Here is a 14,594-nt window from a genome sequence, read left to right on the forward strand (position 1 = left end):
GGTAGCGTGATCATTTGATCTGGCTCAATACGTAAAATAACGGGAATTTGCGTATTGAGATTTATCAAAGAACTGGGTCGTCTGTCCAAATGTCAGACCTGGCACCGGATTTCAGTAAGAAGTTATTGGAAGCGTTCATTCCCGACGATGGCGATATTGCGTACCCCGAGCTTCTGCGCCGTGGCCAGCACGCCTGCCACCACCTTGTACGGCGCGAGGCCGTTGGAGCGCAGCTGGATGCTGTCGTCGCCTTTCAGCGCCCCCAGCTTTTCTTCCAGCGCCGCGCGGCTTGCGAGCTGGGCGCCGTTCCACCACAGCGTGCCGTCGAAGTCGACTTCCAGCGTCTGGGCTAGCTTCTCGATGGCGCCGCCCGACCTTGGCATGTCCATGCCGATGGAGTGGTTGGCTTTGGGGATGGTGACGATCAGCATGATGATCAGGACCAGCATGACGTCAATCAGCGGCGTCATATTCAACTGGTTCAGCGGCTCAGCTTCGGCGGACGGTGTGGTCAGTGCTGCATTGCGTGCGTAACGCATGGTGCCTCCTCAGGTTAGTGTTATCAAAACGAACAACTCCGGAGTGAGGCCAATATACCGCGTGGAAACAACAGTTGCGAAAAGATTAGAAGTGCCCCTCTAACTCAACCCAGGTCGGCGCATGGTCGCTGGGCTTCTCGCGGCCGCGAACGACACGGTCGACATCGGCGCCGCGCAGCCGCGGTGCAAGCACCGGATTCAGCAGCAGGTGGTCGATGCGCAGGCCGGCATCGCGGCCGAAGGCGTTGCGGAAGTAATCCCAGAAGGTGTAGATCTTCTCGTCGGGGTGCATGGTGCGCAGGGCGTCGGTCCAGCCTTGCCCGACCAGCTTCGCGAACGCCGCCCGGGTTTCGGGGCGGAACAGCGCATCATCCACCCAGCGCTCCGGCTTGTAGACATCAAGCTCGGTCGGCATGACGTTGTAATCGCCAGCCATGATGACCGGCTTCTTCGAGGCCACCAGTTCTTCGCCGCGCGCAATCAGGCGGTCGAACCATTTGAGTTTGTAGTCGAATTTGGGGCCGGGCGCCGGATTGCCGTTCGGCAGGTAAAGGCAGGCGACCATCAGCTTGCCGACCATTGCTTCGATGTAGCGGCTCTGCACATCTTCCGGATCGCCCGGCAAGGCACGGCCAAGCTCCACCGGTGTGCTGCCGCGCGCCAGGATGGCGACGCCGTTCCAGCTTTTCTGGCCATGCCAGATGGCGCCATAGCCGGCGTCGTTGATTGCCGCTTCGGGAAATTTTTCGTGCGGGGCTTTCAGCTCCTGCAGGCATACCACGTCCGGCTGGGTTTCATTCAGCCATTGCAGCAGCGCCGGCAGGCGGGCGCCAATTCCGTTGATGTTGAAGGTCGCAACTCGCATGGCGACCATTATGCACAAACCGGGTCAGTTGCGGCGCATGACGATGGCGGGCAGCCGCTCCTCGCCGGAAGCAAAGTAGCCTTCGATTTCGCCGATTTCCACAAACCCTTCGGCGCTGTAGATTTGGCGGGCCGCCAACCATTCGGGATTGACGATCAGGATCGTGCTGCGCAGGCGCGGATGCCGGGTGAACATTTCTGACAGGGCGTCGCGGAACAGCCGGCGCCCCCACCCTGTGCCGCGTGTGGCCGGATCAACCACCATCGAGGAGACGTACACCTCCTCCCCATCCAGCACATGGCTTTCGGCCGCCGCATGGTTGCGCGCAAAGCGGGAGGGATTGAAGCCTGGTTCCAGCGGCCAGAATTCGGCGCAAAGATAGCCGTACAAGCACCCTGTTTCGCCGGCCAGCACCCAGCATCCTTCGGGCGCGGCAGACAGGCGCTCGGCGAAAGCTTCCTCGGTTTCCTGGATCGCCTGCGCAAAGCCAGCGCGTTCCAGCCGCATGATTTCGGCCATGTCGGCCGCCACTGCGGGCCGCAGTGAGAACTTCATTACTGTGGCTTAGGGCAGCCTTGTGCCACGCTGCGCACCTTGAAGGCGGCGACGGTTTCGCCTTCGGTCACAACCTTCAGGCAGATGCCGTCATAGGAGACGAAAAAGTAGGTGCATTGGCCGCTGGCGGCTTCGCAGGAGCGCAGCTCAGGGAACTGGCCCTGGAGCTGGCGTTCCCATTCCGCGCCGGCATTGCGGTGGTCGGGGCGCCAGCCTGCATCGATGACTTCCTTGCGGGCTTTTGCGTACTTCATCCCTACAAGGTTGTCCCACGTGTTGGTTGGCTGGGGTGCGGCGGCTGCAGTACCGACGGCCAGGGCCATCGACAACGCCATAATCAATCTGGAGACATTCATGAATTGTTCAGGAATATTATTAAGAACTAAATCAATTATGCCACGCAGAAAGAGCCCCCGGCCAGAGATATATACAACATTTCAGGAATTTGCGACGCACACTACAACCTTACCGAAATTGCTGCCCTGCAACAAGCCAATTAAGCCTTTTGGTGAGCGTTCCAGACCGTCCAGCACATCTTCGAACAACTTGATCTTGCCATCCGCAACCCAAGCCGACATGTCGCGTGCGAAGTCTTCATAGCGCGATTCATAGTGGTCGAGGATGACCATGCCTTGCATCCGGATGCGCTTCTGCAGGATGGCCGACATGACTTTCGGTAGCCGGTCCTCACCTTGCACTGCACCATTCTGGTTATATTGGGCAATGACGCCGATCACCGGCACACGCGCACCAACGTTCAACAGGGGCAACACCGCGTCGAAAACCGCCCCGCCTACGTTTTCGAAATAGACATCAATGCCGCCCGGCGCAGCCTCGGCCAGCTTTTGCGCGAGTTGCGGGTCGTGGCGGTCCAGGGCAACGTCGAAGCCCAGTTCGTCGCGGGCGAAAGCCACCTTGTCGGCGCCGCCGGCAATGCCGATAACGCGCGCCCCCTTCAATTTGGCGAGCTGGCCGACGATGGAACCGACCGCCCCGGTCGCAGCCGCGACGACTACCGTATCGCCAGGCTTGGGCTGGCCGATGTCGAGCAGTCCGACGTAGGCGGTAAAGGCAGGCATGCCCAGCCCGCCCAGCGCCAGCGACGGCTGCTTCATGTCGCCCAGCGCGCGCAGGTCGCTGCCATCGGACAGCGCGTAATCCTGCCAGCCGGCGTTGCCCAGCACGATTTCACCAGGCTTGAAGCCAGGGTGGCGCGATGCCACCACGCGATTCACGGTGCCGCCCACCATGGTGGCGCCCAGCTCCACGCGCGGCGCATAAGCGGGCGGGACTTCATCCATCAGGTTGCGCATGTAAGGGTCGAGCGACAGGTAGAGGGTACGCAGCAATACCTGGCCTTCTCCTGGTTCCGGCACCGGCCCTTCTTCGAGCCGGAAGTTGTCGGGCGTAGGCGCGCCTTGCGGGCGGGAGGCGAGAACGATGCGGCGGTTGGTAGTAGCATTCATTTGAAGCTCCTTTCAATATTAGACCAGTCGTCTAGATTCAATCCACAAAAAAGCGGGTGGCCGGTCCGGCGCCCCGCTCGGTTCATGCTTGCTGCGTTAGATTCAGTACCTGCCGCGTTCCCGCCATTGCCGTATCCAGCGGCGCACGGTCATGGTTGATCTTGGCGAGCAGGCTTGCGCCTACCCAGCTCTGGTACAACGCGATGGCCAGCACCTTGGCATCCAGGCCTTGCTGCAGCGAGCCATCCGCCATGCCGCGTTCAATACTCTGCACCAGCCGCGAGGTAATGCCGCTGACACCGCGGTGCAGCGAGGCGCGCAAGGCTTCCGACAGGTCGCTCACCTCCGCGCCCAGCTTGACGGCCAGGCATTGGCCGGATTCGCCCAACTGGCATTCGCGCCAGTCTTCAAAATAATTCAGCAAACCTTCGCGCCCGGTGGCGCCCCGCGCCAGCAGATCGTCGATACGCGCCAGCGTGCGCTCGAAGTAGCTGTCAATGACGGCCGCGCCGAAGACTTCCTTGGAGCCGAAGTAATGGTAGAACGAACCTTTCGGCACCTTGGCGGCGCCCAGGAGTTCAGTCAGGCCGACGCCATTGAAGCCTTTGTGCATGAATAGCGGCATGGCCGCATCGATGATGCCCTGGCGAACGTCGGCGTAATTGGTAGCTGTCATGCGGCACAGGATAGACCTAATTAGACCAGTCGTCTAGGCATATTTTTGACCCAGGTCATTCCGCTGCCGCAAAGGACCGTGGCACCATGCTCCCATGAAGATCCGTAAAACACTCCTGGCCGCGGTGCTGGCCATGCCGGCGCTGGCGATGGCTGCCACGCCTGTCATCAACGTCTACAAGAGCGCGGCCTGCGGCTGCTGCGAGGCCTGGGTCAAGCATATGCGCGACAACGGCTTCAAGGTGGAGGCGCACAACGTCGCCAACCCTTCCGATATGCGCGAGAAGATGGGCATGCCGGACCGTTTCGGCTCTTGCCATACCGCGGTGGTGGACGGCTATGCGATTGAAGGCCATGTGCCGGCGGCGGAAGTCAAGCGCTTGCTGGCCTCCAAACCAAAGGCGAAGGGATTGGCCGCGCCGGGCATGCCGCTTGGCTCGCCGGGCATGGAAGGTCCGCGCAAGGACGCTTTCGATGTCCTGCTGGTGCTGCCTGACGGCTCGTCCAAGATCTACCAGCACTACAACTAGAGTGCGAGCAGCAGCAAGGCAACGCCGGCAACGGCCATCAGTGCGTGGCCGATCATGACCGCGTTGGGAATCAGCACACCCTGCTGGTGGCGGCCAAGGTTCATCCACACGCCGCCGATTGCCGCCAGCAACAGCGCCAGCAAACCGATATGGGCCAGGTCCGGCACGTGCGAGAAGATCGTCACGTAGGCCAGCAGGGTCATACCGGCTGCGGCGATGAAGCCATGCAGCATGGCGATCCAATGCGGTGGATTGGTCTTTTTCCCCAAGCGGATCAGCGCCATGACGATACCGCCGGCAGCGGCGACACCGAACAGCACACAGGCAATAAACAATATTGTTTGGGTATCCATGCAGGCATTCTGCGCCTGCAGCCTGCGCCCGTTCGGTGCGCTGTCTCACGCAGCAGCCAATGCCTCGCCCAGCAGCCGGTGTATCTGGGCAGCATGGGCATAGCCCGGGCTGACTTCGCGCACTCCGTTACCGGTGTCGAGCAGCAAGGCGGGGAAACTGCTGACGCCAAGCTTGCGGGTACGGGTAAAGTCGGCGTGCGTTTCAGCAATGGTGGCCGATTCGCGCCAAGTGTAGAGGAAGCCGGCGGCGCTGATGTCATGGCCTTGCCGCTGCAGCTCGGCCGCGCCGATGGCAGCCAGCTCATTGCCATCCGTGGTGTCGCGCCCCTCTGCGTAGAAGGCATGCTGGAAGGCGCGGAACACCGCCAGCAGGTCGGCTCGCGGCGCAAGGCGGCGTGCCGCCACCACGGCGCGGCACACAGGCTCCGTGTCATAGATAAAGCCCTGCCGCGCCAGGAGCGCTTCGCGGTTGAAGGGCAAGCCGCTCGCCGCTTCCACGCGCGCCCAGTGCTGCAGGCGGAATTGCTTGGCCGCGTCGTCGAGGATTTCGGTGCCGCCGGCGCGCAGGCCGCCCACCACGATTTCCAGTTTCAACTCAGGCTGCGCGGCGAGCAGCTGCGCCAGTTCCTTGCCGAAGCCATAGCACCAGGAGCACATCGGGTCGCCAACATATACGAGTTTCATTACGTTCTCCCAAAAAGTTATCGATGGAAGGCACTATACTGTCGGCCCCTGCGCAGAAAAATAGGGTGCGGGGCAAGACTATCTATACGTGGTGTAACAAATGGAAGCTAAGCCTGAACTCCGCAGCCTTGCGCTGCAATGCCTGGTCGAACCCGATCCCGCTGCCAAAGTGGCCGCTGTCGCCGCCATGGCCGACGCCTGGACTGGCGGTGCGCTGTTGCTGGACACCGCGTCCACACTGCCCGCGCAGGCGGCGCAAATACCCGGCCGCCCTGCCCGCCCCGAGCTTGTGGCTCCGCGCCTGGTCGGCCGCCGCTCGATGGCGACAGTGGAAGGCCGCGCCATGCTGGTGCACGCGCTGGCGCATATCGAGTTCAATGCCGTCAACCTGGCGTTGGATGCAATCTGGCGTTTCCCTGCCATGCCGGAACAGTTCTATACCGACTGGCTGCGCGTGGCGAAAGAGGAGGCTTATCACTTCTCACTGTTGTCAGCCCACCTCACTACGCTGGGCTACGTTTACGGCGACTACACCGCCCACGGCAGCCTGTGGGAGATGGTGGAGAAAACTACCGGCGACGTCATGGCGCGCATGGCCCTGGTGCCGCGCACCCTTGAAGCACGCGGCCTCGATGCGATTCCGCCGCTGCGCGCCAAGCTGGCACAGGCCGGCGACGAGGCGGCGGCGGCCATCCTCGACATCATCCTGCGCGACGAAATCGGCCATGTGGAAATCGGCAATCGCTGGTACTGGCACCTGTGCGGCCAGCGCGGGCTTGATCCGGTGGCGACTTACGGTGAACTGGTGGTGCAGTACAAGGCGTCGGTGCGGGGTCCTTTCAATATGGAGGCGCGCCGCAAGGCAGGCTTCAGCGAAGAAGAGCTGCGCGCTTTACTACATTAAGTAATTATTGCCGCCGAATGGCAGGCGCGCTAAATTTTCCCGACGTCAACATATTGGGAGAACCTTATGTCGCGCCTGAACTTCCTCATCGCAACTGTCATGCTGGCGGCCAGCGCCGCCCCAGCAATCGCCGGCCCCAAAGGCTGGACCGCCTTGAATGCCAGCCGCACGTACACGGCGATTCCCGTCGCCAGCGACGACACCATCAACCCCTTGCGCGGCTATTACCGCTGGCAGAACCAGGAACTGGTTCCGCAATCATCGCCGGCCAAGGACGCCTATCGCCGCTACTACTGGAAGGACCTGGAAGCAACCGAAGGCCAGTACAACTTCAGCGCCATCCTGAACGATCTTGCAGCGGCCAAAAGCCAGGGCCGCAAGTTCGCTTTCCGCGTGCGCATGATGGCGGGCTACGATGACAACGTGGTCTACGCCCCCGCCTATATCGTGGACAACGCCAATTGCCAGGCAGGCTGCGGATTTTGGGCCGACACCGATACCACTGTGCCCGGCCAGACTTTCATTCCGGACTGGAACGACCCGTGGCTGCAACAGCGCTCGCGTGCCCTGCTGTCGGCTTTGGCCGCCGCACTGGGAACGAGCAATGCGGACATCGCATGGATCGACGTCGGCATGTTCGGCCAGTACGGCGAATGGGCGGTTCGCTCCAGCGCGTATGCCAGCCCGCCTGCCGGCATCACTCCGGCGACCAATGCCAGCAAGCGCGAATTTGCAAAGATGCACTTCGACGCCTTCCCCAACCAGCAGCATGTGATGTTCATCCCCTATTCCAACAAGGATGCGTTGACCTACGGCCTGCTGGAGCAAACCATCACCAGCAGGCCGGTAGGCTTGCGTGCGGATTGCCTGAGCCGCTCTGGCTATTTCGACCAATGGTCCAACCGCCCTGCGGAATGGGCGGCCTTTGCAGGCCAGTGGCAGAAGGCGCCGTTCGTATCCGAGTTCTGTCCCTTCACCAGCGGCGACCCGCAGAACAACCCCGCCACCGCGCGCCAGCAGGCGGCTGCCTTCCATATCACGCTGTTCAGCAACGGGAACTTCGAGACCAGCCGCCCGGATTCGGAGCGCTGGGGCGCTCTCACTGCGTCCGAGCAGAACGACTTGTTGATGATGGCGCGCGAGTCAGGCTACCGTTATGTGGTTGCCAGCAGCACTGTCAACCTGACCTCCGGCGGCGCGTTGACACTGACGGCAATGCTGCGCAACGACGGCAGCACACCGGCCTACGAGTCGTGGCAGGTGAATGCGGAACTGGTGAATTCGTCTGGCACGGTGGCCTGGTCGGGGCAGACTTCCGCCAACCTGAAATCGTTGCTGGGCAGCGGCGCCAGCGCCAGCTTCCAGAACAACTGGGCGCTGCCGGCACTGCCGACCGGAGACTACACCTTGCGCCTGGTGGCGCGCGATACCAGTGCTTCACCGCGAGCACCCTTGAAGTGGACCATCAGCGAACGCGCCGCGGACGGCACCTTAACGGTAGCGACGCTGCGCCGCCGTTAGCGCCCGCTAAGCGGTCGGCAGCCAGCGCGGCTTGGTGTCCGTGTGCAGTTCACGCTGCACCGGTCCATCGTATTCCGGCTCCATGGTGCCGAGCGTAATGGCGATCCGGTCGGGCGACTGGGTGCTGCGCCAGGTCAGGGTCGACCCGCATACCTTGCAGAAGCCGCGCCGGCCATGGTCGGAGGAATGGAACTCCGTCACGAGGCCTGCGCCTTTGACGAAACTGAAGCCGGCACTGGCCACATTGGCATAAGTCCCGGACGCAGCACCGTGCTGCTTTTGGCACATGGTGCAATAGCAATGGCTCGCACTGTGCACAGTGCCCTTGTCGGCTTGGTACTCGACGCCGCCGCACAGGCAGCTACCGCGCAGGTATTCCGTCATGCTTTATCTCCTTTGGAGGAATGCCGGGAATGATAATATATCCAGGCACCCAAGGGAGACGCACATGACGACCGAAGCCATGCCTTTCCGCACCCTGCTCTACCGCTTCATCTTCTTTGACTGGCTGTTCAAGGACGTGAGCGCGGCACGCAGCGTGATCGAGCGCCACGCCGCCCTGCAGCACAATAAATACATGAGCCGCTACCTGCCGATCTATTTCCGGCGCTGGACCGTGATGGCTACGTTCGACTTCGGCCTTGGCTGCCTGTTCGAGCGCGCGCTGCAGGCCACCGTGGTATCAGCCTATTTCTTCACCTGGTCGTGCGTGACCGTAGCCGGAATGGTGGTGATTGCCGCTGCGTGGATCTTCCTGACCTTCGGCCGGCTGAGTTGATGGAAAATTGAGCAGCAACTTTATTCGCCATCAAATCAGTCGCTTAGCTTGCAAAGGGGCTCCTTGTTAACAGAGTTTTCCACAGAAACCGTTAACAACTCAGGCACCCGCCTGCTTCAATTCATCGCTGCCGGCGACGCCAGCCGCCAGCTTGGGCGCGACCATCGGCACGGTCAGCATGGTGCTGGCCACTGCCATCAGCAGCAAGGCGGTAAAGGTGTCATTGGTGATGATCTGCTTATCCAGCAGGATATTAGCGAATACGATCTCGATCAGGCCCTTGGATTGCAGCAGCCAGCCGATGATCGATGCCTCGCCCGCGCGCCAACCCAGGATGCGGCCTGCTGCCTGCGCCGCCAGCAGCTTGCCGCCGACAGAAACCAGAACCAGCAAGCCAGCCGCATAGAACACGGCATAACCGCCCACGCCCCAATTGGTCTTCAGGCCAGTACTGAGGAAGAACACCGGCATCACGGCCAGCAGGATATTGTGGCGGAACTGGTCCATTTTCTCCTGGTTGAACCAGGACGCATCCATCACCACGCCTGCAAGGAAAGCGCCGACCATGAAGTGCAGGCCGGCCCAGTCGGCACCCAGAGCACACAGGATCAGCCAAACCAGCGCGAAGTACCAGCGGTCTTTTTCCTGCGCCTTCAACATGCCTTTGCGGAACGGGATCGTCACCAGCGCGAACACCAGCAGGAAGCCGAGCTGGCGACCGACGCGCTCCCAATCGAGCAGGATGATGGCCAGCACGCCCCAGATCGCAACGTCATCCAGGCTGGCGTAGCGCAGGATGCGCTGGCCAATCGGCAGGCGCAGCATCTCCAGCTTTTCCAGCAGCAGCACCAGCACCGGCAACGCGGTCACAGCGCAAGCCATGCCGATACCAAGGATGAATTGCCAGTTCATGCCTTTAGGGCCGATCCAGCCCTGCTGGCCGAGCAGCACCACGGCCGCCAGGCAGCCCAGCGCCAGCGGCACGCCCAGCGACAGGCCGGCAGTCACCAGGCTCTCACGGCGGAAGTTCCAGGCCAGCTTCAGGTCAAGCTCGATCCCCGCTATCATCACGAAAATCATCACACCCCACCATGCCAGCCCATTCAGAGAATGCACCACAGGCTGGGTGAATACGAAGTGGTAATAATCGGGGAAGACCGCGCCCAGTACGCCCGGCCCGAGCAGCACGCCGCCTATAATCTGCACGATGACCAGCGGAGCGAAGTAATCGAAATTGGCGTAGCGCCAAATGAGGTATGGCAGCGTGAAGATCACCAGCATGGCGATCAGGAAGATCTCCGTTGTAGACATACTTCGCTCCAAAGTATTTTTATAGCCGGTTGACTTTAGCACAACCATGGAAACGATACCAATGATTAGTTTTGATCGCCGGCTGGACCGTTTCGAGCTATTTGACATCATGGATAGTCCGGCCCTGAACCTGACTTTCGTGCTGGAGTTGCCGGACTTCCGTCCCTGGTGCAAGGCGCAGAACCTGCCGCCTTTCCACGTAATGCTGTGCGCCGTGCTGCGCTCCGTGCTGAAGGTGGAGAATTTCCGCTACCGCATCCTGGATGGCGAGGTCGTTCGCATCGACCGCCTGACGCCCTCCTTCACCGTAAAGAACCAGCACAACGACTTGAACTTCGCCCAGTTCGAATGGTCGGATGACCTGCGCGAGTTCGTGTTGCGCGGCATGCTGGCACGCGAAGAAGCGTCGAATATGGAAGCGTTGAATCACAGGTATCGCAGCATGACGCCGCGTGAAGCGAAGGAACAGGTATTCGTTACTTGCATACCCTGGCTGAATTTCACCTCGATCCAGCATCCCACTGCGGTGCTGGCGCAACCGAATATTCCATCGTTCGCGTGGGGAAAATTCAGGGGATGCCGGCGCGGGACGCCTTGCGTTGCCGTTCTCCGTACAGGTGCACCACGGCTTTGTTGACGGCTACCACATCCACCTGTTCGCAGAACAAATCGCCGCAGAACTGACGGCGATGATGCAGGACTAGGCCAGGCGGATATCGCGTGCACCAGCCGCAGCAAGGCGCGCCAGCAAATCCTCCAGTGCTGGCACAGGCGCCGAGCCCAGGTCCAGTTCAAACGCAACCAAGGCGCCTTCCGCGCGCGGATCGCTGGCAAAATGCACCACCCCGAACAGCCCTTCTTCGTTCGGCCGGTTCGCATCTTCCGGATCAAACCAGTCCATGAACCACGGCGCCAGCACCGCGCCCACCTGCTCCGGAACCAGTCCGCCGACACGCAAAGCCACAGCATCCCACACAAAAGGCGCGACGTAGACAACGGCAGGGGGAAGCGGCAGGGTGTGCACGCTGAACTGCATGCGCGTATGGGAATCGACCGAGAGCACCTTGCCAGCCTGACTGCCGCCCCTTGAAACGAGATCCGCCCGCATCGGCAGGTCGTACTCGCCATCGAGCGCCAGGCTGCCGTCGTCACCCCGCAAAGCCGGTTCCACATGCGCATGCGCGGACGAAGCGACTGCATCTGCGAGTGTGGCGGCATAGGCCATGCGGATGACCGAGAACAGCTCCGTCATCGGCTTACAGCCAGTTCGGCAATGTTATGTAGACCAACCCACTTAACAGCAGAAGCGAAGCCCACGCAACGTGGCGATTGACCGATTGTTCCCAAGCGTGGTCGCGGGTGCGGGCCATGCGCACAGCGGCAGCCGCCTGGATTCGTTCGAACTCTTCATCCGTCACCGCCGTGGCAACGATGTGCAGGGGATTGTGCAGCAGCTCGACAGCATCGTCGTATTGGTGAGCGAGCCAGATGCAAAGTACCCGTCCCTCTTTGGACGGCTTGGAAGGTTCGAACACCGGAATGCCTGCGCGGGACAAACGATCCCACGCATCTTCGTATTCGACCTCAATATTTGTGACAAAGACCTGGCGCATGGGGCGGTATAGTAACCGCCAAGGGGGCCTTAGAAACTCTCAGAATTTCACTTATCAAATATTTTTATTTGCCGGCGCACGCTTGAGCAGAAGGTGGCTCGGGATGACGTAGGTGCCCGCAGCCAGGTCGCCAAGGCGCTGACTGTACTTTGTGAAGAGAATAAGCACCGCCCCAACGATGCAAGTCGAACCTACGATTGCCTCAAAGGGCCTGATCAAATTCCGTCCCAACGACTGCGCGAAAGAGATCGACTCGCCATTCGCATCGACCACACTTATTCCAAGCACCGACTTCCCGACGGTTTTTCGCCACCGCCATTCGCAGATGACGAAATAGGAAAGCAAGGCAAGTGCGGCCAGGAAGTTGATTGCGACACCGTCCTCGTACCGATAGTCCGTGAGACGCTGAAGAAGCGCAAAGGCACCAATAAGAATCGCAACGTCAATGAACTGGGCAAGCGCCCGAGGAAGCAGCATACCGGGCTTGGCCGAGCGAAAGCGTTGACGGACGTCGATCTGTGTTTCCATCGTTGCGGATTCTGACTGCATGGGAAGTAGATTGGAGCAATGTGGACAGCGAAGCCAGTCTACCAGACCGGCTTCGCGCCCTTCAATTACTTGCAGGTGAAGGTAGCAAGGCCACGGTACACATCGCCATTTGCCAAGCCCACGGTGTAGCTCACAATCAGATAGACGGAGCCATTACCTGCATCGCCAAGTGTGAACCAAGCGCCATTGCCGCCCAACCCGCCAGTATAGAAAGAATTACCGAGGGCACTCGAGATTGTGGTTGAGAGGTTGGCGTTACCACTCACGACGCCAGCCGTGAGGGAAATGGCGGCCGACACTTGAGCGCCCTGTGTATCAAACTTAATTGCTGCGCTACCTGTCGAGTTGCCAAAATAAGCGGATGCAGATGGCCTGGTTGCGCCGCTGACGTAATTTGGCTTGGTGAACTTACCAGCATCACATGTCATTGAGCCACTCTTCGGGATGGCCGCAAGGCCGTTGAACAAGACGTAGTGGTACGAGTTGTAGTCACTGCCGCTCATTGAATCCGATGCGCCGTTACCTAGTGATACCGTGCCAACATTCCAACGACCTTGGGCATAATTTGAGTTACCAGAGATTTCTTGCGTCGCGATCTGCGTGCCGGTCAGGGCGTACTTGCCCATAACGGTAACCGCACCGTCGCTGGTTTGCGTGAATGGTGTTGGGTCGCTTCCCGCTTGTATCGTAGCCCCGGCGAGGAGGAATCTTGCTCTGGCGCCGGCGATGAAATGAGCATCGACAGAACCGGAGTTCGTGATTTTTGGAGGAGTTGGCGGCACAACAGTTCCACTATCAACTGGGGCCGAATTGCTGGAGGAACTCTTTTCCCCACCACCACCGCAACCAACTAGTCCGGTCTGAATAAATCGTTATTCAGCAATGCCTGGGCTGGAGTCGGCGCCAAGTCCACGCCACCGGAATCGGCGGCGGCATTGCCTGGGCTGCGATCAAGGCCAAAAGAAGCCGCAGCTTCCGCAGGAGTGCCTTTCAGCCAGTTCCGTCGCAAACGGCCATCATTTTTCATGTGCCCGATTGCCGGCTCGATGGCGCTGCGGCGCCGGATATCGCGCCGCAGGCGCTGCGTGATGTTGCGCTTGAGTTTGGGGTGATAAACCTTGGTGCCAGGCTGCACCTCCACGCCACRGTAGCCCAGGTCCACGAAGACTTCCTTGGGWTGGCAGTCAGTCAGAATCGCCACCTGCTCCAATGCCTCGAACAGCGTGTGGCCATCGTACGGATTGCCAGGCATGCTGCGCATCCCTACCACCAGGCCTTCCTTGTGCGTGGTGGCGATCGACACCTTCACGCCGAACTCGTAAGGCTGGCGCGATTTTCCCTTGGAGATGCACTCGGCCTCCGGCGCGTGCAGGCTGTACAGCTTGTTTTTGTCTTTCTGCTTTTGCGTCAACAAGCGCTTGGCCTTCGCCAGCAAGTCGCGGGCCTTGTCCTGCATGGCGGCAGGCAGCTTTTCCTGTTGTCGCTGCWCGTCGCGCCACACGCGGCCAACCACCGTCTTCAGTTTTTTCAGGCTGGCGCGCATGCGCTTGTACTGCTTAGCATGGGCATAACGTCCCGCCTGCGCCGCCAGCTTTGGTGCTTCGCGGTTGTAGTTCTGGCGCAGCACCAAGCCGCCTTCGGCGGCCAGTTTGACCAGGTGCTGCCTGGCCCGCTCCAGCAACTTGCTGTCAGTGGGATGGGCAATGGCTTTTTCCTGTACCGTGCTGTCGACAATGMTCTTCTCGTAGCTTTTGGGCTTCACCACATTGGTCGACTCAGCTGCCTTGATCGTTTCCGTCAGCATCCACTCCAAGCCTTCTTCACCGATCCGCTTGCGCCAGCGCGTCAACGAGCTGGGGTCAATCGGCGGCTGGTGCTGGAACCAGGTCTCGCCGCAGAACAGCTGCCAATACGGGTTCTCGACCCAGCCYCACACAACATCTTCGTCGGATAAGGCGAACGTGTGCTGCAAGTACAGCAGGCCGGCGATCAAGCGTGTCGAGGTCGCCGGGCGACCACGCGACGAAGGAAAATGGGGCGCCCACTTCTGCTCGAACACTTGCCAGTCGATGTGCGCCGCCAACCTTGCTAACGGGTGGAGCGGATTCACCAGCTCGYCCAAACGCTGGCGAAACATGTCGTTGCTCTGCGGTCCAGCTGGTTTTGGTCCCATCTAACCCTCGAAAATTTGCAAGGAATTGCGCCCATTTTAGCGAAACCTTGCAAATCTCAGCAGCGTTATTTGCGCATT

The 14,594-nt window shown here is 60.5% G+C and carries 19 protein-coding genes and 1 pseudogene; 5 read left to right on the top strand and 15 right to left on the bottom strand.

Annotation, left to right across the window (positions count from 1 at the left end; genetic code table 11):
* Nucleotides 1-122 precede the first annotated feature (122 nt).
* The 6 genes from ASD07_RS03325 to ASD07_RS03350 all read right to left on the bottom strand — a co-directional run bounded on the left by ASD07_RS03325 (nt 123) and on the right by ASD07_RS03350 (nt 4,101).
* Nucleotides 123-539, bottom strand: a complete 417-nt coding sequence (locus ASD07_RS03325; protein ID WP_055925072.1) for a biopolymer transporter ExbD — start codon at nt 537-539, stop codon at nt 123-125.
* 85 nt (nt 540-624) lie between these two features.
* A complete protein-coding gene (gene xth / locus ASD07_RS03330; RefSeq protein WP_055925355.1) occupies nt 625-1,404 on the bottom strand; it encodes an exodeoxyribonuclease III in 780 nt (259 codons plus the stop codon).
* A gap of 24 nt (nt 1,405-1,428) precedes the next feature.
* Complete coding sequence (locus ASD07_RS03335; protein ID WP_055925075.1) at nt 1,429-1,959, bottom strand: GNAT family N-acetyltransferase; 531 nt, start codon at nt 1,957-1,959, stop codon at nt 1,429-1,431.
* A complete protein-coding gene (locus ASD07_RS03340; RefSeq protein ID WP_156397828.1) occupies nt 1,959-2,315 on the bottom strand; it encodes a hypothetical protein in 357 nt (118 codons plus the stop codon). Before ASD07_RS03340 ends, ASD07_RS03335 begins: the two co-directional genes overlap by 1 nt.
* A gap of 81 nt (nt 2,316-2,396) precedes the next feature.
* Nucleotides 2,397-3,425 carry an NADP-dependent oxidoreductase gene (locus ASD07_RS03345; RefSeq protein ID WP_055925082.1) on the bottom strand — a complete coding sequence of 343 codons (1,029 nt, stop codon included), beginning with the start codon at nt 3,423-3,425 and terminating at the stop codon, nt 2,397-2,399.
* Between the two features lie 82 nt (nt 3,426-3,507).
* Entirely contained in the window at nt 3,508-4,101 is a 594-nt protein-coding gene (locus tag ASD07_RS03350) for a TetR/AcrR family transcriptional regulator (protein ID WP_055925085.1), read from the bottom strand.
* Between the two features lie 94 nt (nt 4,102-4,195).
* On the opposite strand from ASD07_RS03350, the gene ASD07_RS03355 reads away from it, so the two are divergent.
* Nucleotides 4,196-4,630 carry a DUF411 domain-containing protein gene (locus ASD07_RS03355; RefSeq protein WP_055925088.1) on the top strand — a complete coding sequence of 145 codons (435 nt, stop codon included), beginning with the start codon at nt 4,196-4,198 and terminating at the stop codon, nt 4,628-4,630.
* Here ASD07_RS03355 and ASD07_RS03360 read toward each other — a convergent pair.
* Both ASD07_RS03360 and ASD07_RS03365 read right to left on the bottom strand, forming a co-directional pair.
* Nucleotides 4,627-4,983 (bottom strand): hypothetical protein, encoded by a 357-nt coding sequence (locus ASD07_RS03360; RefSeq protein WP_055925091.1) that lies wholly within the window; start codon nt 4,981-4,983, stop codon nt 4,627-4,629. The genes ASD07_RS03355 and ASD07_RS03360 overlap by 4 nt on opposite strands.
* 45 nt (nt 4,984-5,028) lie before the next feature.
* Nucleotides 5,029-5,667 carry a DsbA family protein gene (locus tag ASD07_RS03365; RefSeq protein ID WP_055925094.1) on the bottom strand — a complete coding sequence of 213 codons (639 nt, stop codon included), beginning with the start codon at nt 5,665-5,667 and terminating at the stop codon, nt 5,029-5,031.
* A 100-nt stretch (nt 5,668-5,767) separates the two neighbouring features.
* Between ASD07_RS03365 and ASD07_RS03370 the strand changes: the two genes are divergently transcribed.
* Nucleotides 5,768-6,571, top strand: coding sequence for a ferritin-like domain-containing protein (locus ASD07_RS03370; protein WP_055925096.1), 804 nt, complete (start codon nt 5,768-5,770; stop codon nt 6,569-6,571).
* A gap of 66 nt (nt 6,572-6,637) precedes the next feature.
* Nucleotides 6,638-8,092 (top strand): DUF4832 domain-containing protein, encoded by a 1,455-nt coding sequence (locus ASD07_RS03375; protein ID WP_055925099.1) that lies wholly within the window; start codon nt 6,638-6,640, stop codon nt 8,090-8,092.
* Between the two features lie 6 nt (nt 8,093-8,098).
* On the opposite strand, the gene ASD07_RS03380 is transcribed toward ASD07_RS03375, so the two are convergent.
* Nucleotides 8,099-8,476, bottom strand: coding sequence for a GFA family protein (locus ASD07_RS03380; protein WP_055925103.1), 378 nt, complete (start codon nt 8,474-8,476; stop codon nt 8,099-8,101).
* A gap of 64 nt (nt 8,477-8,540) precedes the next feature.
* Here ASD07_RS03380 and ASD07_RS03385 point away from each other — a divergent pair, with 64 nt between their 5' ends.
* Nucleotides 8,541-8,870, top strand: a complete 330-nt coding sequence (locus ASD07_RS03385; RefSeq protein ID WP_055925106.1) for a hypothetical protein — start codon at nt 8,541-8,543, stop codon at nt 8,868-8,870.
* Between the two features lie 99 nt (nt 8,871-8,969).
* On the opposite strand, the gene ASD07_RS03390 is transcribed toward ASD07_RS03385, so the two are convergent.
* Nucleotides 8,970-10,181, bottom strand: coding sequence for a cation:proton antiporter (locus ASD07_RS03390; RefSeq protein ID WP_055925108.1), 1,212 nt, complete (start codon nt 10,179-10,181; stop codon nt 8,970-8,972).
* Nucleotides 10,182-10,242: 61 nt separating this feature from the next.
* On the opposite strand from ASD07_RS03390, the gene ASD07_RS03395 reads away from it, so the two are divergent.
* Nucleotides 10,243-10,818: a CatA-like O-acetyltransferase gene (locus tag ASD07_RS03395; RefSeq protein ID WP_255356973.1), complete on the top strand. Its 576-nt coding sequence runs from the start codon at nt 10,243-10,245 to the stop codon at nt 10,816-10,818.
* A 63-nt stretch (nt 10,819-10,881) separates the two neighbouring features.
* Here ASD07_RS03395 and ASD07_RS03400 read toward each other — a convergent pair whose 3' ends face one another.
* The 5 genes and pseudogenes from ASD07_RS03400 to ASD07_RS03420 all read right to left on the bottom strand — a co-directional run.
* Nucleotides 10,882-11,433: a hypothetical protein gene (locus ASD07_RS03400; RefSeq protein WP_055925111.1), complete on the bottom strand. Its 552-nt coding sequence runs from the start codon at nt 11,431-11,433 to the stop codon at nt 10,882-10,884.
* Between the two features lie 4 nt (nt 11,434-11,437).
* Nucleotides 11,438-11,794: a hypothetical protein gene (locus ASD07_RS03405; RefSeq protein WP_055925114.1), complete on the bottom strand. Its 357-nt coding sequence runs from the start codon at nt 11,792-11,794 to the stop codon at nt 11,438-11,440.
* A gap of 54 nt (nt 11,795-11,848) precedes the next feature.
* Nucleotides 11,849-12,322, bottom strand: coding sequence for an RDD family protein (locus tag ASD07_RS03410; protein WP_055925117.1), 474 nt, complete (start codon nt 12,320-12,322; stop codon nt 11,849-11,851).
* A gap of 86 nt (nt 12,323-12,408) precedes the next feature.
* On the bottom strand, nt 12,409-12,969 hold the full coding sequence (locus ASD07_RS03415; protein WP_156397829.1) for a hypothetical protein: 561 nt from the start codon (nt 12,967-12,969) through the stop codon (nt 12,409-12,411).
* 344 nt (nt 12,970-13,313) lie between these two features.
* Nucleotides 13,314-14,516, bottom strand: a pseudogene (locus ASD07_RS03420) (IS5 family transposase); the annotation flags it as partial.
* Nucleotides 14,517-14,594 lie beyond the last annotated feature (78 nt).

The organism is Duganella sp. Root336D2, assembly GCF_001425005.1.
GTDB lineage: Bacteria > Pseudomonadota > Gammaproteobacteria > Burkholderiales > Burkholderiaceae_D > Rugamonas.